23 protein-coding genes and 1 riboswitch are annotated in these 24,164 nt (G+C 31.7%); of the genes, 12 read left to right on the top strand and 11 right to left on the bottom strand.

The window, feature by feature from the left end; all coding sequences use genetic code 11:
* The first annotated feature begins 44 nt into the window (after positions 1-44).
* Positions 45-1,328 carry a phosphoribosylamine--glycine ligase gene (gene purD, locus BLP60_RS00110; RefSeq protein ID WP_092061522.1) on the top strand — a complete coding sequence of 428 codons (1,284 nt, stop codon included), beginning with the start codon at positions 45-47 and terminating at the stop codon, positions 1,326-1,328.
* Here purD and BLP60_RS00105 read toward each other — a convergent pair.
* The 9 genes from BLP60_RS00105 to rpsF form a co-directional block, all read right to left on the bottom strand.
* Positions 1,314-1,820, bottom strand: a complete 507-nt coding sequence (locus BLP60_RS00105) for a DUF456 domain-containing protein (RefSeq protein WP_092061519.1) — start codon at positions 1,818-1,820, stop codon at positions 1,314-1,316. The two genes, purD and BLP60_RS00105, sit on opposite strands and share 15 nt — an antisense overlap.
* A gap of 4 nt (positions 1,821-1,824) precedes the next feature.
* Positions 1,825-2,358 (bottom strand): coiled-coil domain-containing protein, encoded by a 534-nt coding sequence (locus BLP60_RS00100; RefSeq protein ID WP_092061516.1) that lies wholly within the window; start codon positions 2,356-2,358, stop codon positions 1,825-1,827.
* Between the two features lie 29 nt (positions 2,359-2,387).
* A complete protein-coding gene (locus tag BLP60_RS00095) occupies positions 2,388-3,029 on the bottom strand; it encodes a queuosine precursor transporter (RefSeq protein ID WP_092061513.1) in 642 nt (213 codons plus the stop codon).
* A 33-nt stretch (positions 3,030-3,062) separates the two neighbouring features.
* Positions 3,063-3,545 (bottom strand): 5-(carboxyamino)imidazole ribonucleotide mutase, encoded by a 483-nt coding sequence (purE, locus tag BLP60_RS00090; RefSeq protein WP_092061510.1) that lies wholly within the window; start codon positions 3,543-3,545, stop codon positions 3,063-3,065.
* Between the two features lie 36 nt (positions 3,546-3,581).
* On the bottom strand, positions 3,582-4,868 hold the full coding sequence (locus tag BLP60_RS00085) for a phenylacetate--CoA ligase family protein (RefSeq protein ID WP_092061507.1): 1,287 nt from the start codon (positions 4,866-4,868) through the stop codon (positions 3,582-3,584).
* A gap of 68 nt (positions 4,869-4,936) precedes the next feature.
* Positions 4,937-6,352, bottom strand: coding sequence for a replicative DNA helicase (gene dnaB, locus BLP60_RS00080; protein ID WP_092061504.1), 1,416 nt, complete (start codon positions 6,350-6,352; stop codon positions 4,937-4,939).
* Positions 6,312-6,791 (bottom strand): 50S ribosomal protein L9, encoded by a 480-nt coding sequence (gene rplI, locus BLP60_RS00075; RefSeq protein WP_092061501.1) that lies wholly within the window; start codon positions 6,789-6,791, stop codon positions 6,312-6,314. The genes dnaB and rplI overlap by 41 nt, the downstream gene beginning before the upstream one ends.
* 20 nt (positions 6,792-6,811) lie before the next feature.
* Positions 6,812-7,084, bottom strand: a complete 273-nt coding sequence (gene rpsR, locus BLP60_RS00070; RefSeq protein WP_092061498.1) for a 30S ribosomal protein S18 — start codon at positions 7,082-7,084, stop codon at positions 6,812-6,814.
* Positions 7,074-7,397: a 30S ribosomal protein S6 gene (gene rpsF / locus BLP60_RS00065; protein WP_092061495.1), complete on the bottom strand. Its 324-nt coding sequence runs from the start codon at positions 7,395-7,397 to the stop codon at positions 7,074-7,076. Before rpsF ends, rpsR begins: the two co-directional genes overlap by 11 nt.
* A 362-nt stretch (positions 7,398-7,759) precedes the next feature.
* Between rpsF and BLP60_RS00060 the strand changes: the two genes are divergently transcribed.
* Complete coding sequence (locus BLP60_RS00060) at positions 7,760-8,401, top strand: queuosine precursor transporter (protein ID WP_092061492.1); 642 nt, start codon at positions 7,760-7,762, stop codon at positions 8,399-8,401.
* A gap of 13 nt (positions 8,402-8,414) precedes the next feature.
* On the opposite strand, the gene BLP60_RS00055 is transcribed toward BLP60_RS00060, so the two are convergent.
* Positions 8,415-9,128 carry an SDR family oxidoreductase gene (locus BLP60_RS00055; protein WP_092061489.1) on the bottom strand — a complete coding sequence of 238 codons (714 nt, stop codon included), beginning with the start codon at positions 9,126-9,128 and terminating at the stop codon, positions 8,415-8,417.
* 57 nt (positions 9,129-9,185) lie between these two features.
* Positions 9,186-9,377, top strand: a riboswitch (cobalamin riboswitch).
* A 183-nt stretch (positions 9,378-9,560) separates the two neighbouring features.
* On the opposite strand from BLP60_RS00055, the gene metE reads away from it, so the two are divergent.
* The 3 genes from metE (at position 9,561) to BLP60_RS00040 (ending at position 15,167) form a co-directional block, all read left to right on the top strand.
* Positions 9,561-11,834 (top strand): 5-methyltetrahydropteroyltriglutamate--homocysteine S-methyltransferase, encoded by a 2,274-nt coding sequence (gene metE, locus BLP60_RS00050; protein ID WP_092061486.1) that lies wholly within the window; start codon positions 9,561-9,563, stop codon positions 11,832-11,834.
* Positions 11,835-12,091: 257 nt separating this feature from the next.
* Entirely contained in the window at positions 12,092-13,555 is a 1,464-nt protein-coding gene (locus BLP60_RS00045; protein WP_092061483.1) for an ATP-binding protein, read from the top strand.
* 4 nt (positions 13,556-13,559) lie between these two features.
* Complete coding sequence (locus BLP60_RS00040; protein WP_092061480.1) at positions 13,560-15,167, top strand: GH3 auxin-responsive promoter family protein; 1,608 nt, start codon at positions 13,560-13,562, stop codon at positions 15,165-15,167.
* On the opposite strand, the gene lon is transcribed toward BLP60_RS00040, so the two are convergent.
* Entirely contained in the window at positions 15,150-17,165 is a 2,016-nt protein-coding gene (lon, locus tag BLP60_RS00035; protein ID WP_092061477.1) for an endopeptidase La, read from the bottom strand. The two genes, BLP60_RS00040 and lon, sit on opposite strands and share 18 nt — an antisense overlap.
* A 552-nt stretch (positions 17,166-17,717) precedes the next feature.
* On the opposite strand from lon, the gene BLP60_RS10560 reads away from it, so the two are divergent.
* The 7 genes from BLP60_RS10560 to BLP60_RS00005 all read left to right on the top strand — a co-directional run.
* Positions 17,718-17,885, top strand: coding sequence for a hypothetical protein (locus BLP60_RS10560; protein WP_159427654.1), 168 nt, complete (start codon positions 17,718-17,720; stop codon positions 17,883-17,885).
* Positions 17,886-17,891: 6 nt separating this feature from the next.
* The gene (locus BLP60_RS00030) at positions 17,892-18,365 is read left to right on the top strand and encodes a hypothetical protein (RefSeq protein ID WP_092061474.1); all 474 of its coding nucleotides are present in this window, start codon (positions 17,892-17,894) and stop codon (positions 18,363-18,365) included.
* Positions 18,366-18,384: 19 nt separating this feature from the next.
* On the top strand, positions 18,385-18,927 hold the full coding sequence (locus BLP60_RS00025; protein WP_092061471.1) for a hypothetical protein: 543 nt from the start codon (positions 18,385-18,387) through the stop codon (positions 18,925-18,927).
* A gap of 147 nt (positions 18,928-19,074) precedes the next feature.
* Complete coding sequence (locus BLP60_RS00020) at positions 19,075-20,886, top strand: SLC13 family permease (protein WP_092061467.1); 1,812 nt, start codon at positions 19,075-19,077, stop codon at positions 20,884-20,886.
* A 76-nt stretch (positions 20,887-20,962) separates the two neighbouring features.
* A complete protein-coding gene (locus tag BLP60_RS00015; RefSeq protein WP_143338894.1) occupies positions 20,963-22,384 on the top strand; it encodes a sensor histidine kinase in 1,422 nt (473 codons plus the stop codon).
* Complete coding sequence (locus BLP60_RS00010) at positions 22,385-23,743, top strand: sigma-54-dependent transcriptional regulator (protein ID WP_092061460.1); 1,359 nt, start codon at positions 22,385-22,387, stop codon at positions 23,741-23,743. It abuts the gene before it with no gap.
* Positions 23,744-23,766: 23 nt separating this feature from the next.
* A partial coding sequence (locus BLP60_RS00005) for a CBS domain-containing protein (protein ID WP_143338893.1) occupies positions 23,767-24,164 on the top strand: 398 nt, incomplete at its 3' end.

Genomic DNA, 24,164 nt, shown 5'->3' with positions numbered 1-24,164 from the left:
AATTTTAATAAATTTAAATACACTAAATTTGGGAGGAAAATTTTATGAATATCCTGTTAGTTGGTTCTGGAGGTAGAGAACATGCCTTGGCTTGGAAAATAAAACAAAGCCCAAACGTAAAAAATCTTTATATTGCTCCAGGCAATGGTGGTACGAGCAAAGAAGGACAAAATATAAACATAAAAGCAAATGACATTCCTGAACTAGTCAAATTTGCTAAAGAAAATAAAATAGACTTAGTGGTAGTAGGGCCAGAGTTACCATTAGTAATGGGACTAAAAGACGCCCTGGATAAAGAAAATATTCCTTGCTTTGGTCCAAATTCATTTGCAGCAAAATTAGAAGGGAGTAAGTCTTTTGCTAAAGAACTTATGGCCAAAACAAATGTTCCAACAGCTAGCTTTAAAGTTTTTGACAACTATAAGGAAGCATTAAACTATATAAAAACTCAATCTTTTCCAATAGTTATTAAAGCAGATGGGCTTGCAGCAGGAAAAGGTGTAATCATTGCCAAAACTCTTGAAGAAGCCCAAAAAACTCTAACAGAAATTATGGAAGAAAAAATTTTTGGCGATGCTGGAGATAAAGTAGTCATAGAAGAAGCCTTAGAAGGAGAAGAGGCTTCTTTTTTGGCTTTTTGTGATGGTAAAAATGTGAAGTATCTTCCCTCTTCCCAAGACCATAAAAGAATAGGAGAAAATGACACAGGGCCCAATACAGGCGGCATGGGAGCATATTCTCCTGCTCCTATTCTTCCAGATAAAGAAATGGAAAAAGTAGGAGAACTTGTAATAAAACCAATCATTGATTATCTTGCTAACCAAGGAAATCCATTTATAGGAATTTTATATGCTGGTCTTATGATGACCAAACAAGGACCTAAGGTTTTAGAATATAATGTCCGTTTCGGAGACCCAGAATGTCAACCACTAATGCTTAGATTAAAAACAGATATAGTAGAAATTATGCAAGCATGTGTACAAGGAAAGTTGGACAAAATAAATTTAGAAATAGATAACCAGAGTGCCTTATGCGTAGTCTTAGCAGCTAAAGGTTATCCTAAGAGTTATTCTAAAAATATGGAAATTCAAGGATTAGATAAATTAGAAAATTTAAAAGATATTATTGTATTCCATGCTGGAACAAAACAAGAAAATAATAAATATTATACTTGTGGTGGAAGAGTCTTAAATATTACTGCTCTAGGTAAAGATTTAAAAGAAGCCAAAAAAAAGGCATATCAGGGAATAGAACAAATTTATTTTGAAAACATGTATTTTAGAAGAGATATTGGAGATAAAGGAATAGAAAAATTAACCACTTTGTAAAAGTTTAGGGATAGCCAAAGATAAAATAGCTATACCAAGACCCAACTTAGCAGCAAGGCCAAGGGCCTTACCTAAAAAAGCGCCTTTGGCCTTTTGATGTGCTAATTCCCAAGATTTTTCTGTTAAATATTCAAGGCCAAGACTTCCTACATATGCACCTAGCAACGCACCTATAAGTGCTCCAAATCCGAAAAAGAAAGGCACGCCTAAAATAGAGCCTATTATAGCCCCAACAATTGCGGCAATATTCCCCTTTTTACTAAGTCCGTATTTTTTCCCTCCTATATATTGCCCTACCCATTCTACAATTTCGGCAGCTAAAGCTAAAAACACAAAACCTAACCAATACCATTTACCAAAATGAATAGCTTGGCTAAAATAATCTACTATTCCTAGACTAATCAACATCAACCAATTTCCGGGCAAACTTAAAAAATTAAGTGCCCAAAATAAAAATAAAAGAAAAATAAAAACATAAATAAATAAAATCATAATTTTAAAGTAAATTAAAACTTCTTAAAACTTCTGCAAGTTTTTTATCTGTTTTAGCAAGCTCTCGCAAGGCATAAATTAAATCTTTTAAACGTCCAACCTTTTCTATTTTACTGATGGTTTCATCTACTGCAGCTTTAATAACAGTTCGCCTATCCCAATAAGCAAATGCAATAACAACACCAGTAAGAGTAGTAAAAATACCTACAATCATCCATAAAAAAGTTCTAAAATCTTCAAATCTATTATTTATTTGATCAAAACGTTTATCTATTTGTTCAAAACGCTTATCTATCTGCTCGAAACGTTTGTCTATCTGCTCGAAACGTTTTTCAAATCGTTTATCCATTTCCTCAAAGCGTTTGTCTATCTGTTCAAAACGCTTATCCACTTGATGCATAAATACTTTTAATGTTGCTTTAATTTCTGCAATATCTTGAAATAAACGCTTTTCTTCTGTTGTAGTCATGGCAAAGACTAAAGAGGGCATTCCTATTATAAAAGCTAACCCTAATAAAATAATCTTTACCTTATTCATATTCGAGACCTCTTACCCAGTCTTAAAAATTATGTCTCATGAAAACCTAAATCATTTCTTCTTAAAACCCAAACAAATAAATAAACAACTGGTGTATCTAATAAAGCTATACCCAATTTAATAAGCAATTGTCCACCTATTAAAGATAATATAGGAACTTGTCCCCCAAAAGCAATACCAATAAACAAAGTAGTATCTATAAGCTGAGAAATAGCTGTAGAAAAATTATTCCGCACCCAAAGATATTTTCCTTTACAAACCCTTTTCCAAAAATGAAACGCCCATACATCGTGGGTTTGACTTACTAAATAAGCTATCAAAGAAGCCAAAATAATACGCGGAGTTGAGACCATAATCGAGCTAAAAGCACTATCCTTTCCCCAAAAAGGAGCAGCAGGCATCAAAACTGCTCCTTGAATAAGAAATAAACTTACGATAACAGCTCCAAACCCTGCCCAAACAACTTGTTTAGCTACACTTTTACCCCAAATTTCACTAATAACGTCTGTAGCTACAAAAGTAATACAATATGCAATTACTCCAGCAGGAAATACAATCCCTTTCCACATAACTATTTTTGAAGCTAAAACCTGAGCAATAACTAAACTTCCACTAAAAGCAGCTATCAAAAAATATAATGCAAAATTATTTATTCTACCTTCTTGCTTCATAAGGCTCCTTTAAATAAAAAAATTAATTTTTAGTTATAGTTCATTTGCAGCCTTTTCTACTTCCTTTTTCATTTCTTCACGAAAGTTAGCAATTTTTTGAGCTAAACTAGCATCTGTTAACGCTAAAATTTGGGCTGCAAACCAAGCAGCATTTTTTGCTCCTGCTTTATCTAAGGCTACAGTGCCCACAGGAAAGCCTGGGGGCATTTGCACTGTTGATAAAAGAGCATCCATTCCGCCTAAAGAAGAGGCTGAAATAGGAATACCTATTACTGGCTTCACAGTTTTAGAAGCCACAACTCCTGCCAAATGAGCAGCCATACCTGCAGCACAAATAAACACCTGACAACCTTTTTCCTCCATTTCTTTAATTAAATTATAAGTCCTTTCTGGAGTTCTGTGAGCAGAAGTAATAGTCATTTTATAGTCAATTTCTAACATTTCTAAAATTTGAGCACAGGGTTTTACCTTTTCTAAGTCTGACTTACTTCCCATAAAAATAGCAACTTTAGGCATATTGACCCCCTTTTTAAAAAACAATATGGTAACTTCTTAATTTCTTAAATCTATCACTCTTATGGCTTTTCCTTGAGATTTAGGTAAAGAATTGTGTTCTACCAACTCGACTCTAGGTGTAATTAAAATTTCTTCTCTCAAATTTTTAGCAATTTTACTTTGCAATGCCTTTAACACTCTCATATCTTCTACAAAATATTCATCTTTTATCTCTACTTTTACTCTCATTTGATCTAAATGACCTTCTTTATAAAGCTCAATTAAATAGTTCTGTCCTACCTCTTTCATAGACATAAGTACCTTTTCCACTTGCATAGGATATATATTAACACCTTTTAAGATAATCATGTCATCAGCTCGACCAGTAATTCTATCTATTCTTACATGGCTACGACCACATGGACATTCACCTGGCAAAAATCTAGTTAAATCTTTTGTTCTATAGCGAATAAGAGGCATGCCCTCTCTTGCTAACGTAGTCATAATGAGTTCCCCAACTTCACCTTCAGGCAAAGTAGTTAAATCAACAGGATCAACAATTTCTGCTAAAAACGCATCTTCCCAAATATGCATTCCATTTTGATATTCACACTCAAAAGCAACTCCAGGTCCATTCATTTCAGATAGTCCATAAGAATTAAAAGCCTTGACTCCATAAATCTCCTCTATTCGACGTCTTGTCTCATCTGTATGAGGCTCTGCTCCAATTAAAAATATACGCAAATTAAAATCTTTAGGATTAATGCCCAAACCCTCAAATACGGTACTAAGATGTAAAGCATACGAAGGAATTATATGTACAACGCTTACAGCAAAATCTTTTAACAACTTAATTTGCCGTTTGCTGTTTCCAGCTCCAGCAGGAATAGTAAGACAACCCAACCGTTCAGCACCATAATGAATACCTAAACCTCCAGTAAAAAGACCATAACCACTCATATTTTGAAAAACATCTTCTTTCCGAACTCCTACCATAAATAAACATCTAGCCATCAAATCAGCCCAAGTATTTAAATCATTTTCAGTATATAAAATAGCTGTTGGAGACCCAGTAGTACCAGAAGAAGCATGTAATCTGACAAACTCACTCTTAGGAACGGTAAGAAATCCATAAGGGTAATGTTCTCTCAAGTCCTCTTTTGTAGTAAATGGCAAAAGCTTCACATCTTCTATACTTTTTAAATCCTCTGGCTCTATACCCTTTAATTTTTTGGCATAAAAAGGAGATTTCTTTGCCCTTGCAACAGCACTTTTTAATCTCACCAACTGTAACTTTTTTATCTCTTCCCTTGATAACTGTTCTTCTAAATGCAAGAATTTCATTAATCAAAACTCCTTTTAAGATAAAAATAACAAATCATTATACCCCAAGCCTTATAAAAAATAAAACTTTATCCCTCTGAAGGGGTAGGCTCTGCTGCCAGATTTTCAAATGCAGTAAATTTTCCAAGATATGCAAGCTCTACCTTACCAATTGGGCCATTTCGCTGTTTTCCTATAATAACTTCTGCCTTTCCTCTATTGGGATTATCTTCTTTTTTATTATACACCTCATCTCTATACAAAAATAAAATAAGATCAGCATCTTGCTCAATAGCTCCAGATTCTCTCAAATCTGAAAGCTTTGGTCTTTTATCTGTACGTTCTTCTACTTTTCTATTTAATTGAGATAAGGCAACAACAGGCACCTCCAATTCTTTAGCCAACGCTTTTAATGAACGAGATATTTCAGAAATTTCCTGTTCACGAGAATCAATTCCTCTGCTTGCCCGCATTAACTGTAAATAGTCTACAATTACCATTCCAAGACCGTGCTCTGATTTAAGTCTTCTACTCCTTGCTCTAACCTCAATAGTACTTAAAGCTGGAGTATCATCTATAAAAATAGGTGCACTAGATAATGCAGAAGCTGCATCTGTGAGACGAACAAAATCTTCATCTGAAAGAAAGCCTGTACGCATATTTCTAAGATCCACCTTTCCCCATGAACACAACATTCTCATCATAAGTTGTTCTTTAGACATTTCTAAAGAAAATATAGCAACAGGGACTCCTGCTTGTACTGCAGCTCTCATAGCTACATTTAAGGCAAAAGCTGTTTTACCCATACTAGGACGACCAGCTATAATTATTAAATCAGTAGGTTGAAAACCTGCTGTCATCTCATCCAATTGAAAATATCCAGTAGGAACACCTGTAACTAATTCTTTTCTTTCTACTCTTTTTTGAAGCTGTTCAAAAACTCTATCGCTTAGCTCTTTTGTAGAAACAAAAACAGGCTGAATAGAACTCTCAGCCAAACTAAAAATCTTTTGTTCAGATTCATCTACAATTTCATCAATATCTTTTTCTTCTTCAAATCCTTTAGAAATTAACTCTGTACCTGTTTCAATAAGACGCCGTCTTAAAGATTTTTCTTTCACAATCTGGGCATAAAACAAAGCATTGGCACTAGCAGCCACACTTTCTGGCAAACTTGCTAAATAAACTGCACCACCAATATCTTCTAATTTTCCTTTTTTCTCTAACTCCTCTGCAACAGTTACCAAGTCAATAGGTATGCTTCTACGATAAAGTTCTATAAACACAGAAAAAATAATTTGATGAGCAGGATAATAAAAATCTTCAGGGACTAATAGATCAACAAGAGAAAAAAATATATTATTGGATAAAAAAACCCCCCCCAATACTGCCTTTTCAGCTTCTAAACTATGGGGGGGGGTTTTCCCTAAAATTTGAGAGGGGGGAATATCTTTCCCCCTCTGTTTACTCTTCTGAACCCTCTTCTTGGGCTTGCTCACTTCCATGTTTTATTACTTTTACCTTTAAAGTTGCCCTAACATCAGGATGTAATTTTACTTCTAACTCATATTCTCCTAACGCCCTAATTGGTTCTTTAATAAGAATTTTTCTCTTATCTACTTCATAACCAAGTTCAGCTACCTTGTCAGCAATATTTGCCGCAGTTACTGCACCATAAAGTTTATCTCCTTCTCCAACCCTTACAGGCAAAACCACTTCTAAAGCATTTAACTTATCAGCTAATTCTTGGGCTGCAAATCTAATTGCATCCATTTTCTCTTGTAATTTTTTCTTTTCTCGCTCAAATCGCTTCAAATTTTTATCAGTGGCCAACATAGCTAGGCCTTTGGGAATCAAATAATTTCTAGCATACCCAGGCTTTACATTTACTACATCTCCCAGCCTTCCTAAATTTTCTATATCTGCACGCAATACAACTTGCATAGTTCCTCTCCTTACTTAACTTAAATACTCATTGTCTTCTTTTTAACTTCTGTACTGTGAACAGTAGTATAATACATCAATGCCATCTGTCTTGCCCTCTTAATTGCCCGAGTCAAAGCTCTCTGATGCTTAGCACAAGTGCCTGTAATTCTCCGTCCGATAATTTTTCCCCTCTCAGTCACAAATTGACTTAAAATATCTGGCCTCTTGTAATCTATTACCAAATTCTTATCTGCACAAAAACGACAAAATTTTTTACGAGGGACAAACTTTCTTACTTTGTTATTGCTCATTTTTTTCCTCCTTAGACTCAAATGAATCAGCAAGCTTTACGGTCACAAATCTAAACACTTCTTCCATAATTCTTAGATTCCGCTCTAACTCTGATACATACTTTCCTGGCAAACCAAACTCCAGACGTACATAATATCCTCTTGTTTGCTTACGAACAGGATAAGCTAGCTCTTTCATCCCCCAATCATCTACCAGAACCACTTCCCCACCATCTCGTTTAATAATATCTGAAACCTTTTCTACAACACCTTGTTTTTCTTCAGAAGAAAGTTCTGGACTTAACAACAACAACGTTTCATACCTTCTTAACATAATACCTCCTTTTGGTCTTTATGGCCCCTGATCCTAAAACCAGGAACAAGGAAACAAAAGTTCTTATATCCTTAACCCACAACTGTCAACTAAAACCAAAAACCATAATTGTCTTTAATAAACACAAAAAATCAAAAATTGATTTTTAAAAATAAAAATACTTAAACAACGTCTCCATGAGTTTATTTTTTTAACATTCTTTCTTCCCAACCATTCCTATAAACTTGAGCTCTTATTTTAATAAAATAAATTTATCTTTTCCTTATCTATCTCTAGCCTCTAATTTGACAAAAAATGTTAACCTATATATAATAATTTTTTTTAAAACCAAAAAACTCTTAATATTTTTATATCTTATTTAAATGAGGATACAGCATTTAACAGAAAAAGATATAAAAATTTTAATAACACTAATATCTTTAAATACTGCCTTACTAGTAGCAAGTAATGCAGCAGGAGCTAAAATGATTTCTGTATTTGGAAACTTAGCTGCCTCTGCAACTGTATTTTCTTACGCTTTTAGTTTTGTTTTTACAGATATTATTTCTGAAATTTATGGTAAACAAAAAGCAAGTTTTGCAGTAAAAATAGGTTTTTTAGGACTTTTAATTTCTGTAATATTTTTTACTATTTCCATTGCCGCTCCACCAGCTTCTTTTTGGAAAAATCAAAAAGCATATGAAACTACTCTCCAGTTGGGTCCAAGAATGCTTGCAGGTGGATGGACTTCTTATATGGTGAGTCAACATCTCGATGTATGGATATTTCATAAACTAAAACACTTAACCAATGGTAAACACCTATGGTTAAGAAACAATGGAAGCACTTTAATAAGCCAATTTATAGATACTTGTATCTTTATAACCATTTCTTTCTATGGAGTTTTTCCCATTATACCAGCCATTGCTGGCCAATATCTAATTAAAGTAATTATAGCTCTTTTAGATACTCCCATCGTATACTGTGCTGTTTATTATATTAAAAGATATATTCAGACTAAATAATATAAAATAAAATTTATTCTTTGTTTTTTCTATTAGAAGACACTTTTATCCAATGCAAAGATGTATTTTTTAAAATTAAATCTTTAATTTCAACTTGATATGGTAGTTCCAAAATATATTTAACAGCCAATGCAATGTCTTTAGGATCAAGGCAATCTTTTATTTTTGGTCTAAAAGGCATCTTCTCTAGTAATTTTGTATTAACAACACCAGGATATATTGAACTAATTTTAATGTTATAACGTTTACCTTCTTTATACATAACTTCAGCCAATCCTCTCAAAGCAAATTTAAAACTACAATATGCCCCTCCATACGGAAAACCTTCTAATCCAGAAATTGAGTTAATAAATACAATATGTCCTTTCTTATTTTTTTTAAAAAAAGAAAATATGCATTGACTTATAAAAAAAGGAACTTTGAAATTTGATTCATAACAATTATCCAATTCTTCAACAGTAATATTTTCTATTTTATTATAAAATCCATCTCCTATTGCATTTACAAAGGCTGTAGGCAAAAAATCGTCAAGACTTTTTTTAAATTGTTGAGAATCAAAATTTTTTATACAGAAAAAATTTATCCCAAAAGTTCCTAACTCTTGTTCTAAAGTTTGTCTTTTTTCTTCACTCCTATAAAGTAAAAGTAAGTTATATCCCTGATGTAAAAGTTCTTTAGCCACGGCCTTTCCAATATCACCAGTAGCCCCTGCAATAACAACTTTCATAACAATACTCCTAAATTCAAAAACAATTTTAAACTTGACACCTATTCCTCTCCCAATATACAAGCCCGTTTACTCTGTAAACACATAAACGCGTCCAGGAAACGGAACACGGTGAAAATCCGTGGCAGACGCGCTGCTGTAACCGACATATATAGAGTAAACATCCACTGAGATTTTATCTTGGGAAGGGTGTTTACATAGATTTATCTAGTCGGAAGCCAGAAGACGTCCTGGATTAACGCGTCTATTCTCACCCCGCGGGGATGGGTGAAGAATAGGAGAGGGCCTAAAATAAAAGGCCACTGCTATTCTATTATGCGTAAAAGCCCATTCCTGTAATAAGGAATGGGCTTTTTTATTTTTTAAAATAAAGTTGGCAGATTTAAAAATTTTACGATATACTAAAACAAAAAAATAAAAAGGAGGACCCAAATGTACACACATGTATTGGGGTTACCACGCATTGGTGCCCAAAGAGAACTTAAAAAGGCAATAGAAGCATATTGGAAAGGCAACATTTCTCTAGAACAACTTGAACAGACAGGAAAAAATATTCGACAACAAAATTTATACTTACAAAAAGAAATGAACTTTGATTTTATTACAGTAGGAGATTTTTCCTATTATGATCAAGTACTAGATATGAGTATGACTTTGGGTGCAATACCAAAAAGATTTCAAACTTCTTCTACAAAATCAGAAATGGATACTTACTTTGCCATGGCTAGAGGCACTCAAAATGCTAAAGCCATGGAAATGACTAAATGGTTTGATACTAATTATCATTACATAGTTCCTGAATTTTATAAAGGGCAACAATTCTCTCTCAACAGTAATAAAATAATTGTTGAATTAAAAGAGGCTAAAAATAGTGGTTTTGCTAATCTAAAACCTATTCTTATAGGCCCTCTTACTTATCTTTATCTTGGAAAATCTCAGGATAAAAATTTTGATAAATGGAGTTTAATAGATCCGATAATAGATATCTATATTGAATTACTTATTAAAATATCACCGTATTGTGAGTGGATTCAAATTGATGAACCAATTCTTGTCTTAAATCTTCCATCTAAGATCAAAGAATTATTTATCAAGGCCTATAAAAAAATAAAAAAACATCTTCCTTCTAACAATAAAATCTTATTAGCAACATACTTTGAAGATATCTTAGACAATAAAGATACTGTGTTATCTCTTCCTATAGATGGATTACACTTAGATTTAATTAGAGGCAAAAAACAACTCAATTACTTACATGAATTTAAAAACACTTTTTTATCCCTAGGTATCATCAATGGTAGAAATATTTGGAAAGCAAATTTAAATAAAATATTAGATGATATAAAAAATATTTTGTCTAGTAAATCCTTAGATATAGAAAGAATTATGTTATCTACATCTTGTTCTTTATTACATGTTCCTATTGATTTAGAATATGAAAAAAAATTATCTTTAGAATTAAAATCATGGATGTCTTTTGCCAAACAAAAATGTGAAGAATTAAAAATTTTAAAACAGGCTTTAGAGGGAAAGGATGTATCAAAAATTTTAGAAGAAAATCAAAAAACAATAGACTCTAGACAAAAAAGCACATTACGAACTATCACAAACATCCAAGATAAATTAAGTCAAATTAATACCAAAATGTTTCAACGACAAAGTTCCTATAAAGAAAGAAATAAAAAACAGCGCTCTATCCTTAATTTACCATTATTCCCAACCACTACTATTGGATCATTCCCTCAAACACCAGAAATTAGAAAAACCCGTCTTTTATATAAAAAAGGAGAGTTAAATGAACAAGAATATAAACAAAAAATAAAAAAATTTATAGATGAAGTAATCCAAAGACAAGAAGAACTTGGACTAGATGTTTTTGTTCATGGTGAGCCCGAACGAAATGATATGGTAGAATATTTTGGACAACAATTAAAAGGATATTGCTCCACAGAAAATGGATGGGTGCAAAGTTATGGAACTAGATGTGTTAAACCACCTATTATCTATGGAGACATAGAAAGACCCTCTCCCATGACAATAGAATGGATTACCTATGCTCAATCTAAAACCACAAAGCCTGTCAAAGGAATGCTTACAGGTCCTATTACTATGCTCTGTTGGAGTTTTGTTAGAGATGATCAACCTCGCAAAGATACTGCTTTTCAACTTGCTTTGGCCATACGAGAAGAAGTAAAAGACTTAGAAAAAGCCAATATTAAAGTTATTCAAATAGACGAACCTGCTTTAAGAGAAGGATTGCCTTTAAAACAAAACAAATGGTCAGAATATCTATCTTGGGCAATAAATGCCTTTAAGTTAGCAACCTCTGGCGTAAAAGATGAAACACAAATACATACCCATATGTGTTATAGTGATTTTGAAGATATAATAGAATGGATTGCTAAAATGGATGCAGATGTCATCAGTATAGAGGCAAGTAGAAGCAAAATGGAGCTTTTAGAAGTTTTTAAGGAATTCAATTATCCGAATGAAATAGGTCCTGGGATTTATGATATTCACAGTCCTAGAGTACCAAGCATAGAAGAAATAAAAGAACTTCTAGAACTAGCTTTAAAAGTAATACCCAAAGAAAAACTCTGGGTAAATCCAGATTGTGGATTAAAAACAAGAGAATGGCCAGAAACCCTTGCCTCTCTTAAAAATATGGTCTCTGCTGCTAAAATGCTCAGAGAAAAATATAAATAAAGCAAATAAGAGAACAAGGACATTTTATATCCCAAAAACAAAATAGTCCTTGTTCTCAATATTTCTTCTCTACTATCTTTTATTATCGAGGCCACACATTTTTTTATAATATAGTTTTTAACATATTATAATTTTTAAAAATTGTCCAAAAAACTTCAAATTTTTAAAATATCCCTAATAAATAAATTTATTGACATTAATTAAACAAAAGAAATATAATATTCTCTCTTATTTTTAAAAACAGTATAGTAATAATTATGAACTTAAGAACGATTTATCAAATTGAAGCAATACCAATAATTAGAAATTTTATTTTTTCTATTTGTGAATTCTATGGAGCAAATGAAAAAGAAAAAAATGAATTAACTTTAGCAGTTGAAGAAGCTGCTGAGCATATTATTGAAAATTTTCCCTCTGATGAAAAAGAATTATTTGAAGTTAAAGTTAAAATAAAAAAAGATAAACAACTAATTCAAGTTATTTTAAAAAATAAAGGAATACCTATTGATGAAAAAAATATTCCTCAATATACACCAGAAAATCCAGAAAACTCTATAGATGGGCTAAAATTTTTTCTTATTAAAAAACTTACAGACAATTTCGAATTTATTAATTGTGGCAATGATGGTTGGCAAACAATTTTAGATAAAAAAATATCAAATTTTAACATTCCTCGAACAAAAAAATCTTATATTGAATCTAACAATAAAGAAAAATCAAAATTTAATATTAGTGTAGCTATCCCAGATGACTCTTATAAAATTACTAAACTCGCCTATCATACATATAGATACACCTACACAAAAACGTCTTTTTATTATCCAGAAATACTAAAAGAACATCTAGAAGAGAGAAATATAATATCTTTTGTGGCAAAAAATGAAGAAGATGAAGTTATTGCTCACTCAGCATTAATCCGATCTCCAGAATGTAGAGAAATTGCAGAAGCAGGAGCACTTATGACTCATCCTACCTACAGGCATAGTACAGCTTTAATACGTATTGCAAAAAAATTATATAACTATGCTTTGCAAAAGGATAATAATATAGTAATCTTAGAATCCAATCTAGTTACTACTCACACAGGCTCTCAACGCCTTACTAAACACTTTAAATTTTGTCCTCTTGCTCTTAAACTTTCAGTTCATGAAAAAGCAAAATTCATAAATATTAAAGAGCAGACAGCAAACCAAAGAGAATCTCTTTTATATTCTATTTCTCTAACTCAAAAACCTAAAACAGAAAGTGTACTTTATGTCCCAAAAGAACATCAGATCATTATTAAAAACTTAATACAGCACAGTGGTTTACCTGCTTTAGTTAAAAAAGAGTATAATAAACATTTAAAAAGAAAAACTGAATTTTTGATAAAAAAAGATAATAGAGCAATGTTAACTACAATCATAATTAAAAAATTTGGCATACACTGGCAAAAAGAACTTAAAAATATTATAAAAGATCTCTGTATAAAAAATTTTAAAACTATACATTTAAAAATTTTCACAGATAACCCTCTTCCATGGAATATAGACGAATCTCTTTTGAATTTAAAATTTTTCTTTTCTGGAATCTGCCTAAGAACTATATCTAATTTTACACTTTTATATACTTACTTAAACAATCAAAATATAGACTTTAATGAAATTAACTTATTTGAAAATAAAGCAATCGAGTTAAAAAACTATGTTCAACAATATTATAACTTAGTAGATTTAATCTAAAAATATGAATATAAAAAAATTTAAACAAATATGTAAAAATTGTCATTCCATTCAAAAAGAACTACTTTTTTCTATAATCAAAGAAAATAAAAATTCTTTATTTGGACAAAAACATCATTTTTCTAAAATAAAAACCATTCAAGACTTTAGAAATTATGTTAATCCTACTAACTGGAGAGATATTGAACCATATACAATATCTAGTTTTCAAGGAAAGCCTCATCAATTATTTAAAGGAGATCCAAAAGTATTTATTGTCACTAGTGGGACTACAGGGAAAGAAAAAATTTTACCGGAATCTCCCAAAGGACTAGAAGTAAAAAATCTTATAACTAAATTAAGAATAGAAGCATTAAAAGAAATATTTCCTAAAATATCTGAGGGAATGATGTTGCCCTTGGTCAATAAGATCCTTTTTCCTCCTAGTAAAAAAAACATACCTGTAGGATGTGCATCAGGAATTAGTCTTATTAAAGCACCCAAGGCCTTAATTCGTACTTGTGCTTATCCTCTTGAAATCCTGGATATTAAAGATCCGTTGGCCCTAGATTACACATTAATGAGATTTGCTTTAACCCAAGATGTAAGATTAATCATTGGCAACAATGCCGCTCGCTTAAAACAACTTGTAAATACTGTTATAAAATATCAAGATATTATCTTAAAAGATATCGCAAATGGCACTCTTAGTTCAATATTCAATATACCAACTAAAATAAGAAAATCTCTTAATCCCTTTCTCCGTCCTCAACCTCAACAGGCGAACTTATTAAAACACCAAATGATAAAAAACAAATCTCCTCTCACACCTAAAAACTATTGGCCTAATTTACAGGTAATAAGTTGCTGGCTTGGAGGCTCTGTTGGTCGTTATGTGGAAACAATAAGAAACATGTTTCCAAACATTAGCTTTATGGACTGTGGATATGGTGCAAGCGAAGGTAAATTTACTATTCCCTTAAAAGCAGAAACTCCAGCAGCACCTCTTGCAGTATTTGGTATATTTTTTGAGTTTTGCCTACCAGATGATAAAAAAAATTTTCTTCTTGCCCATGAATTAGAAAAAGGCAAAGTTTACGAGATGTATATTACAACATGGTCTGGTTTATATCGTTATGCTATGCATGATTTAGTTAGAGTTGAAAGTTTTACAGGAACAACTCCCAATATTATTTTTGAAAGCAAATCAGGAGAAATAGCTAATATATGTGGAGAAAAAAGTTCTCCTCTATTAATCTCAAAAGCAGTTAATAAAATGCAAAAAAATCTATCTATTGGAATAACACATTGGTGTATGGTTGTAGACAATAAAAATTTTTGTTATCTATTTTGTATTGAATTAAAAACAATACCTGATTCTATTAATTCTCTTTTAAAAAAAATAAGCGAAGAAATAGAAAAACAATTATTTGGAGATGGCTTACTTCCCTATGGAGTATTTAGAAAGCAAAACTTTCTTAATGCCGCTAAAGTTATTTTAATGAAGCCAGGCTGGTATGAAGCATGGAAATCATCTAAACTCAAACCTGGAGATACAGGAAATCAGTTAAAACTGCCTTTAATTTGTAAAAAAATACCTCTGCCTGAATATATTTTAAACAACAAATTCTAAAGCTTCTTTTAAATCTTTAATCCAAATAATACGCAAACTATTTTTTATATCCTCTGGCACCTTATCTAAATCTGGTCGATTTTTTTCAGGCAATAAAACTATTTTAACCCCTGCTAAATGAGCTGCCATTAATTTCTCTCTAACTCCCCCTATGGGCAACACTCTTCCTGTAAGTGTAATTTCACCTGTCATTCCAACTTCTCTTTTACAAGGCATCTCTTTTAAAAGAGAATATAAAGCCGCTGCTATAGCTAGCCCTGCAGAAGGACCATCTTTTGGAATAGCACCTGCAGGGACATGAATATGAATATCATGGGTAGAAAAAAAGTCTTCTGGAATCTCAAACTCCTCTGCTTTGCTTTTAAAATAACTTAAAGCTGCTTGAGCAGATTCTTTTAAAACATCTCCTAATGAACCTGTCAAAATAAGTTCATTATTTCCCTTCATTTTAGTAGCTTCTACAAAAAGAATTTCTCCCCCAGTAGGAGTCCAAGCAAGAGCAGTACTCACTCCAACCCTATCTTTTGCATCTAAAACTTGAGAAACATATCTTGGTGGACCCAACAAACTCTCTACTTTTTCTACATCAACAATAATCTCCTGAATATTAGTATCAGCTGACAACAAAATTTCCTTAGCAAGCTTACGACAAATAGCCTCCACTTGCCTATTTAACCCCCGAAGACCAACTTCTTTAGTATATCCTCTGATTAAATGTTCTACCCCTTCTTTTGTAAAATTTACCTTTACCTCTTCTAAAGCAGCACTTTTTATGGCTCTAGGGATCAAATATTTAAAAGCAATTTGTACTTTTTCTGCATTAGTATATCCAGGCAAATATAAAACTTCCAATCGATCTAAAAGAGGTTCTGGAATAGTATCTAAAGTGTTAGCTGTTGCAATAAACATCACTTTTGACAAATCAAAAGGAACCTCTAAATAATGATCTACAAAATGTTTATTCTGTTCAGGATCTAAAACCTCTAATAAAGGAGCTGCAGGATCACCTTTAAAATCTTGTCCTATTTTATCCATTTCATCTAACATAAATACAGGATTCTTGGAACCACACCGTTTAATTTCCTGAATAATTCTTCCAGGCAACGCACCTACATAACTTCTTCTATGTCCTCGAATTTGAGCTTCATCTCTTACCCCTGCCAAAGAGATTCTAACAAACTTTCTTCCTAAACTTCTTGCTATGGAAACACCTAACGAAGTTTTACCTGTTCCTGGAGGACCTAAAAAACATAAAATTGGTCCCCTAGGATCTAAGCGCACTAATCGTTTATTTAATGCCTTTCTAACTGTATCTCTAACTTCATCTAACTGAAGAGGTTTAGATAAAAAATGATAAGATCCCTTTTTCAGGGCAGACACTGCAGTTGAGACAGTGGCGTATCCAGTAATAATAATAACCTCTATATGAGTATCCTTATTTTTAGCAGCTTCTAACACTCCAAATCCATCTATATCCCTCATCTTTAGATCAGTAATTACAATATCATAATTGTTTTTTTCTATTAACTCTAAAGCATCTCTTCCATTTAAAGCATAATCCACATGATATCCATCTTTTTCCAATACATGCTGCAAATTTAAACAAGTTAATTTTTCATCATCAACCACTAAAACCCCTATCTTTTTTTTGGCTCTAAGCAAACGAACCGCTAAAAACTCTAAAATTCTTTCTTTTACCTCCATAAGACCATAATGATCTTCATCCAAAATTTCCTTTGCTCTCCTCAAATCCAAACTATCTGCAGTCACTTCATTCCAGGGCAATCCCAAAAGACAATTTATATAATTCAGACCAATAGTATACTCAGCAGAAGATGTGCTAATATATTTAATTTTCTCCAATTCTTTAAGAGCAACTTTTGTAACATTATCTGGCAAACTAGCATTTAATATTTTCTTTTTAAGTTCATCTAATTCTGACGAAGAAACTTCTTGCTGCTGCTCTACTTCTTCTTTGCTTTTTTTATTAAAAAACATACTAAAGACTCCTTTAACACTTTTTTTAAATATAAGTTAATTCAATCTCTAACTTTATTAACCTATTGGTATTGCAATCCTTTTAGAAAGCTCGTCCTCTGACGTGCCTTACAAAAATACCATTGTCCCACTAAATCAGTTTATGCACAGTTCAAAAGCACGTTTTAGACGTGTCCAAATCTTTGTACAGCAGAGAATAAAACGTGCTTTCGGGCAGCTCAAAAAATTAAAAATAACAATCTCAATCCATTTCCTAAAAACTTATTCTTTTGTTTACTATTCTTTAACTAAGCTTAGTATAAAAAAACTAAAAAAAGCAAGCCGCTAACCCTTTACTAGGTATTGCTATTTGTAACACAACCTTATTTATAAAAAAAGAATTATATTTCAATGAATTACAATAAAAAAATAAATGTCACCTAAACATACTATTACATTTCGCAACACTGAATAAAATTAAACTTAAAAATTAATTTAATAAAATCAATAAATTAACTATAAAAGTTAGATGGCACAAAATATGCTGTGCAAAAACGACAAAGGAGGTAAAAAATGAATATAAGAGAAAAGTTAGAAAGCATGATGGTAGCAATTACTTTTGCAGAGGCAAATTGTCCTAATAAGGCTAAATATTTTTTAAATTCAAAATCCCAAAAAAAAATAAAAAACATTTCTAAAAAAAGAGTAGAAAGAAGAGCAACTCCAAGAGTGAGGTTATAATAAAAAATGAACACTATTCTTCTTGCTAATCAAGGATTTAAGGCAGATCGCAAGGCTCTACAATATGCATGTAATTTAAGTCAAGAAATGAAAGCAAATTTAAGTATTTTAGAAATTATTCCATTTAATAAACCAAAAAACAACTTAGAAAAATTAAAAAATAATTTAAAAAAGATAAGAATGTTTTTAGAAGATAGGATGGTAAATATAACTTATGCTGAAAGTTTAAGTTTAGAAGACTATAAAAAAATTATTTACCAAGAAGTAAAATCTATAAATTCTAATTTGCCTAATAAAAATTTAATAAAACCAGAAATATACATTCAACAGGGATCTTTGATAAAAGAAATAAAGAATTTCGTAAACAAACATAGAGATGTTCTAATGACAATTCTTCCTGTTTATGCATTTAAATTGAATCACAAAGGATTATGTCAGCTTAAAAAAGAACTAGATATACCTCTGGTATTGATAAAGTAAAAACACAAGAGGAGGAATTATGTTTTTAAAAAAGCTATTTAACCGCAAGACAAAAGAAAAATTAGAGCAGTACCAAGAAGCAATTACTTTTGCAGAGGCAGGGGATAAGGATACTGCAAGTAAACTTCTAAACAAAGAGGATCAAACTATTTCTAAAGACCCTATGCTTTTGGTAATCGGAGATAGAGCCAAATTTAGTTCTGAAGTCATAGACTATAGTCTGGATATGGCCAAAAGAATGGGATATAAAATACTGGCTTTAAATGCTGCCCCCTTATCTGAAAATGGAGTACCTTTAAGTAGTAGTGCTAAAAAAGAATTAATCAAAACTTTTACTGAAGAAAGTGAAAAATCTTTTTTAAGCTTTGCCCAAAAAGCCAAAGCAAACGGAGTAGACATAGAGCATAAAATTCTATTTGAAGATAAAGAGGCAGCTTTAGAACACCTTAAACAACAAAACATACCAATTGAATTTGTAATTTCTGATGCAGAAAGAGACTTTGTAGCAAATGATAACAGACCAGAAAATTGCTCTAGAGTATGTGTATATTGTTTATGTTAGGAGGATTATGATGGGCATTAAATTTTACTTTGGATTAGCTATAATTATCATTACTTTTATACTTTGCTATATGTTTCGCAATGAGAATAAAAAATAATTTAAATCAAAATTCAAATACCTATTGTAATTAAGAAATGAGGAGGAATTATGACCCCAGAGATGCTACTTACAATGATTGTGCTTGCTTTTGTAATTTTTCTTTTTGTATCTGAATGGGTACGTGTAGATGTAGTTGGAATAATGATGATGGTTATTTTGCCTCTTATCGGCTTAGTCACTCCAAAAGAAGCATTTATCGGCTTTAGTTCCAATGCAGTTGTATCCATCATTGCAGTTATTATCATCGGTGCAGGTCTTGATAAAACAGGCATAATGAATAAAGTTGCCAGTCCTATTATTAAATTAGCAGGAAAAAGTGAAAAACGAATAATCACTTTTATTGCAGGAACTGTTGGTATAATTTCAAGTATGATGCAAAATATTGGGGCGGCAGCATTATTTTTGCCAGCTGCCCAAAGAATTGCCAAGAGAACAGGAGTTCCTATTTCTAGAATTCTTATGCCAATGGGATTCTGTGCAATTATAGGTGGAACGTTAACTTTAGTTGGAGCCAGTCCAACTATTTTGTTAAACGACTTAATGATATTAAATGGAGAAAAATTAAAACCATTCGGTTTATTTACCCAAACCCCTATTGGTATCTGTCTTTTAGCCGCTGCTATTATCTATTTTGCTTTTTTCGGTAAATATATTCTCCCTTCTGGAAGTGGACAATCAGATAAAGGAATCTCTGACTTACTTATGGAGGCTTACACGGGTTTAGAAAGTATATTTGAGCTAAGTGTTCCTCAAAATTTTTCTCCCCAAAGTTTAGTCCAACTTGCTATCAGAGAAAAATATCTTGTCACTGTTGTTGCTATTGCCAAAGACAAAAAAAAGGAAAAAATTTTGGTGCCAAGAAGCTCTGATATTATAGAGGGCGGAGATACTATTGCAATTGTAGGTAAAAAAAGAAACGTAGAAATATTGGCCAAAGAACTTGGCTTTACCATAAAAGATGGATTAGAAGTATTTGCTGAAGAATTAGCTAAGACCAATGCAGGTCTTGCTGAAACCATTATTACTCCTAGATCTGAATTAATTGGTAAAACCCTTTCTGAAATAAAATTTAAAGAATTATATGGAGTTACTCCCTTAGCTTTATTAAAAAATAATAAGGTATTTTATAGTGGCTTAACCAATATAAGACTCGCAATGGGAGACACTTTACTTCTTTTTGGACCATGGGAAAAATTTCATATTTTAAAAAGTCGTCCACAACCCAGACCCCTAGCTTTTGCAAGCCCTTTAGAAGGAGAAATCTTAAAACCCCACAAGGCTAAATGGGCAGTATTCTGGCTTGCTTTAGCCCTAGCCCAGATTATTTTCTTTAAAGTAAAGTTATCCGTGGCTCTCATGTCAGGAGCACTTGGCATGGTAATTACAGGTGTACTTACTGTTGATGAAGCTTATCGTTCTGTAGACTGGATGACCGTATTTTTACTTGCTGGCCTAATACCTCTAGGAATTGCTTTTGAAAAAACTGGAACAGCTTCTTATATTGCCCATAAAGTTTTAGAATTAATAGGACAACCCTCTCCTATTGTACTTTTAACTGTCATTGGCATTATGACTTCCTTTTTTACCCTAGTAATATCAAACGTAGGAGCTACTGTTCTTCTTGTACCTTTATGTATGAATATGGCTGTAATGGCAGGAGGGGACCCAAGAATGGCAGCCCTTGTCGTAGGACTTTCTGCATCTAACACCTTTGTTCTCCCTACCCATCAAGTAAATGCCCTTATAATGAGACCAGGTGGTTATAGAACTATCGACTATGCAAAAGCAGGAACTATCATGACCATCCTTTTCTTAGTAGTTGAATTAGGGGTACTTTACTTTTTCTATGGTATCCAATAATTAAAAGAAGTACATTCTAAAAAACTTCGGCCTAACACCACTTTTAAAAGTGGTGTTAGGCCTCAAAAATTTGGCTATGAAAATAAAACTAAGCATTAGACAAAAGATTATCATAACATTTTTAATTCTTTTCTTCATTGTTATTCTAGTCTCTCTTTTAAGCTTTTTTAATTATAGCAATTTAAATCAAACAATACATATATTAGAAAAAAAAGAAGCTTTATTAAATAATATCTTAGAAGCAAGAAGATATGAAAAAAATTTTTTTATAAGTTATGATATTAAAAACCTAATTATAGCAAAAAGTTTTATCGAAAAAAGCGAGGACCAGTTAGAAAATATTATTTTAACAGAAAAAGATAATGACAATATTCTCTCTCAAGAGCTACTATTTCTAAAACAATATAAAGACGCTATATCAAATTTTATTAATAAAAATAAAAACAATAAAAATATTAAAACAAATAGCAAAGAGATACACGACATAAGAGAAAAAGGTAGAAAAGCTACTGTTTTCTTAGAAAAGGCAATTAGTAAACGCAGAAAAACAATTCAACATATTATAAATCAATCTAGAAATTTTTTATTTATAACAATTATAACATTCATTTCTTTGGCTATTATTACATTCTTATTCTTATTAAAAAATGTTACTAAACCATTAAAAAATATTGAAGAAGCAATTCAAAAAATAGTATCTGGAGATTATGATAAACTACCTAATATCCAAACAGGGGACGAATTTGAAAACCTAGTAAAAAATATAAACTATCTATTAACAGAAATGAGATTAAGGAATAAACAACTCCTTCAAAAAGAAAAAATGGCTGCTTTAGGAACTTTAACCTCTGGAGTGGCTCATGAGATTAACAATCCCCTAAACAATATATCTACTTCCCTCCAAATTTTATTGGAAGAGATAGATGCAGGAGATAAAAAATATCAACAAGAACTTCTTCAAGAAAGTTTAAATCAAGTAGATAGAGCCAAAGAAATAGTTAGAAACCTTTTAGAATTTTCAAGAGAAACATCCTTTTCCTTAAAAAATATAAACTTTAAACAACTCGTCCAAAATACTCTCAAACTCATTCAAGGAGAGGTCCCTACTCATATTCAACTAGAAATAGATATTCCTTCTGATCTGGAAGTAAAAATAGATCCTCGAAGAATACAACAAGTTATTTTAAATCTTGTTTTAAATGCTATTCAAGCTCTAGACAAAAAAGAAGGCACTATCACTGTAGCTGGATTTAAGAAAAAAAATAATTTTATTTTTGAGGTAAAAGACAGTGGTCCAGGCATTCCCAAAGAAAATTTATCAAAAATATTTGATCCTTTTTTTACTACCAAAGATGTTGGAAAGGGCTCAGGTCTTGGACTAGCTGTATGTCAAGGAATTATATCTCAACATGGCGGTAAAATTGAAGTCCAAAGCAAAGAAGGTCAAGGCACTACGTTTAGCGTCATTATACCTCAAGATAATATAGTAGAAAGTTAAATGAAAAATTCAGCTAATATTCTCATTATTGATGATGAAAAAATTGCTCTAAAAAATCTTTCTCATATTCTTGAAAAAGAAGGATACAACATAGTACCGATACAATTTCCCAAAAAAGCTTTAGAAATATTAGAAACTCATGAACCAGATCTAGTAATTACTGATTTAAAAATGCCAGAAGTAAGTGGTCTTCAAATTCTAAAAAAAACTAAAGAGCTATATCCTTATACTGAAGTGATTCTAATAACTGGACATGCATCTATAGATACTGCAGTAGAATCAATGAAACTAGGGGCATATTATTATTTAGAAAAGCCGTACAAATTAGAAGAAGTTAGGAAAATAACTAAAGAAGCTTTAACTAAACGTTCTCTTATTTTGGAAAATCAAAAATTAAAACAAGAGTTAAAAGAATCTAGCATATTAGAACAAATTAAAGGCAAAAGCGCAGCAATTAAAAAAGTTATTGCAACAATTAAACAAGTGGCAAAAAGCAATTCTAATATTTTAATTATTGGAGAAAGCGGAACAGGAAAAGAACTTATTGCCAAAGCAATTCACGAACTCAGTCCTCGCTCACAACAACCTTTTGTAGCCTTCAATTGTGGTTCTCTAACAGAAGAACTTATAGCAAATGAATTATTTGGACATGAAGCAGGTGCTTTTACTGGTGCCACCTCTTTAAAAAAAGGACTTATAGAAATAGCTCATAAAGGAACTCTATTCTTAGATGAGATAGGAGACATGCCCTTATCCCAACAAGTTAAATTACTAAGAGTAATTCAAGAAAAGGAAATCCTTCGCGTAGGTGGTACAAAACCCATTAAAGTAGATGTAAGATTTATTGCAGCTACCCATAGAGATTTGCAAGTAGAAATTCAACAAGGCAATTTTAGGCAAGATCTATTTTATCGTTTAAATGTCATCTCAATTGCTCTACCACCTTTGAGTGAAAGAAAAGATGACATTCCTATTTTAGCTAACTATTTCTTAGCTCAAAAAAGCAAAGAACAAAATAAAGAAATCCAAGGCTTCTCTGTAGAAGCAATGAAACTTTTAAAACATTATTCATGGCCTGGAAATATAAGAGAGCTTGAAAATGTTATAGAAAGAGCTGTAACCCTTAGTAACGCAGACATTATTACAGAGGACGATCTTCCAGAGTATATCAAAAGTATAGATATTATAATCTACCATAAAGATTTTAGTGAAATACCTTCATTAGAAGAAGTTGAAAAAAGATATATAAAATGGGTATTAGAAAAATGTAACTTTAATAAAACGCGTGCCTCAAAAATTATTGGCATAGATAGAGTATCTTTATGGAGAAAATTAAAAAAATATAAATTAAACAATTAAACATTAAACGATAAGGAGGAATAATGCTAGTATCGAAGTTTATGCAGACGAAATTAGTATTAGCGAGTGGGGAGTGTAGGTTTAAGAGTTTATTATGTAAGATAGGAAAGCTTGCTCCTCGTCAGATTTATATTGTAAATGACAAGATGGAGTTAGAGGGGATTATTACAGGATATGATTTGTTAAAGGAAGTTATGCCTTATTATTTAGATGCAAAGCTAGCCAGGACTATTCAAGAACCTGAGATTAATGATTTTCTAAGAAAATGCATTGAAAAGGTAGAGGCTAAAAAAGCAAAAGATATTATGATTACTGAGTTTGTTTATTTAAAACCTACTGATCATGTTATGGAAGCTGAGGCCTTGATTGTAGAAAGAGGAATTAATTCTTTGCCAGTTTTAGATGAAAACAAAAGACTGGT

The organism is Desulfonauticus submarinus, from assembly GCF_900104045.1.
Taxonomy (GTDB): domain Bacteria; phylum Desulfobacterota; class Desulfovibrionia; order Desulfovibrionales; family Desulfonatronovibrionaceae; genus Desulfonauticus; species Desulfonauticus submarinus.
This window is presented reverse-complemented; position numbering and strand designations above follow the sequence as displayed.

Coding starts and splice junctions, on each gene's coding strand:
- purD (WP_092061522.1), top strand. CDS start 45: ATGAATATCCTGTTAGTTGGTTCTGGAGGTAGAGAACATGCCTTGGCT.
- BLP60_RS00105 (WP_092061519.1), bottom strand. CDS start 1,820: ATGATTTTATTTATTTATGTTTTTATTTTTCTTTTATTTTTATTTTGG.
- BLP60_RS00100 (WP_092061516.1), bottom strand. CDS start 2,358: ATGAATAAGGTAAAGATTATTTTATTAGGGTTAGCTTTTATAATAGGA.
- BLP60_RS00095 (WP_092061513.1), bottom strand. CDS start 3,029: ATGAAGCAAGAAGGTAGAATAAATAATTTTGCATTATATTTTTTGATA.
- purE (WP_092061510.1), bottom strand. CDS start 3,545: ATGCCTAAAGTTGCTATTTTTATGGGAAGTAAGTCAGACTTAGAAAAG.
- BLP60_RS00085 (WP_092061507.1), bottom strand. CDS start 4,868: ATGAAATTCTTGCATTTAGAAGAACAGTTATCAAGGGAAGAGATAAAA.
- dnaB (WP_092061504.1), bottom strand. CDS start 6,352: ATGGAAGTGAGCAAGCCCAAGAAGAGGGTTCAGAAGAGTAAACAGAGG.
- rplI (WP_092061501.1), bottom strand. CDS start 6,791: ATGCAAGTTGTATTGCGTGCAGATATAGAAAATTTAGGAAGGCTGGGA.
- rpsR (WP_092061498.1), bottom strand. CDS start 7,084: ATGAGCAATAACAAAGTAAGAAAGTTTGTCCCTCGTAAAAAATTTTGT.
- rpsF (WP_092061495.1), bottom strand. CDS start 7,397: ATGTTAAGAAGGTATGAAACGTTGTTGTTGTTAAGTCCAGAACTTTCT.
- BLP60_RS00060 (WP_092061492.1), top strand. CDS start 7,760: ATGAGGATACAGCATTTAACAGAAAAAGATATAAAAATTTTAATAACA.
- BLP60_RS00055 (WP_092061489.1), bottom strand. CDS start 9,128: ATGAAAGTTGTTATTGCAGGGGCTACTGGTGATATTGGAAAGGCCGTG.
- metE (WP_092061486.1), top strand. CDS start 9,561: ATGTACACACATGTATTGGGGTTACCACGCATTGGTGCCCAAAGAGAA.
- BLP60_RS00045 (WP_092061483.1), top strand. CDS start 12,092: ATGAACTTAAGAACGATTTATCAAATTGAAGCAATACCAATAATTAGA.
- BLP60_RS00040 (WP_092061480.1), top strand. CDS start 13,560: ATGAATATAAAAAAATTTAAACAAATATGTAAAAATTGTCATTCCATT.
- lon (WP_092061477.1), bottom strand. CDS start 17,165: ATGTTTTTTAATAAAAAAAGCAAAGAAGAAGTAGAGCAGCAGCAAGAA.
- BLP60_RS10560 (WP_159427654.1), top strand. CDS start 17,718: ATGAATATAAGAGAAAAGTTAGAAAGCATGATGGTAGCAATTACTTTT.
- BLP60_RS00030 (WP_092061474.1), top strand. CDS start 17,892: ATGAACACTATTCTTCTTGCTAATCAAGGATTTAAGGCAGATCGCAAG.
- BLP60_RS00025 (WP_092061471.1), top strand. CDS start 18,385: ATGTTTTTAAAAAAGCTATTTAACCGCAAGACAAAAGAAAAATTAGAG.
- BLP60_RS00020 (WP_092061467.1), top strand. CDS start 19,075: ATGACCCCAGAGATGCTACTTACAATGATTGTGCTTGCTTTTGTAATT.
- BLP60_RS00015 (WP_143338894.1), top strand. CDS start 20,963: ATGAAAATAAAACTAAGCATTAGACAAAAGATTATCATAACATTTTTA.
- BLP60_RS00010 (WP_092061460.1), top strand. CDS start 22,385: ATGAAAAATTCAGCTAATATTCTCATTATTGATGATGAAAAAATTGCT.